This is a genomic window from Zoogloea sp. LCSB751 (genome assembly GCF_002028455.1).
Classification (GTDB): domain Bacteria; phylum Pseudomonadota; class Gammaproteobacteria; order Burkholderiales; family Rhodocyclaceae; genus Zoogloea.
On sequence record NZ_MWUM01000110.1, the window covers coordinates 1 to 350 of the forward strand.

Here is a 350-nt window from a genome sequence, read left to right on the forward strand (position 1 = left end):
CGCCTATTTGAAGAAAGTGGAGTGCTTTTGCTTCAACCGTCAGGAGTTGCAGGCGGGAGAGAGCAAGCTGATGCCGCTCAAGTTTTATGTCGACCCCGATTTGCCCGACAACATCAACACCATCACGCTCTCCTACTCACTCTATGAGATCACTCAGTCCACCCCAGCCCCGACGCTGGCGCAGAGGAAATAATAATGGCCAAAGTGAACCAGACGTATTACGTCCCTGACCAGAGCCGCTGGCCCATCATAGGGGCGGTGGCCCTGTTTTTCCTGGCTTTCGGGGCGGGGCATCTGGTCAATGAGGTGGCGAGCAAGCAGGCCGGGGTCGGCCGGTACTTGATGATGGC

At 56.9% G+C, this 350-nt stretch carries 1 protein-coding gene; it reads left to right on the plus strand.

Going from position 1 to position 350, the window contains the following annotated elements; translation table 11 throughout:
* Positions 1–193 (plus strand): cytochrome c oxidase assembly protein (locus B4920_RS25965; protein ID WP_173862705.1); only part of this gene is annotated, 193 nt, incomplete at its 5' end.
* Positions 194–350: the final 157 nt, after the last annotated feature.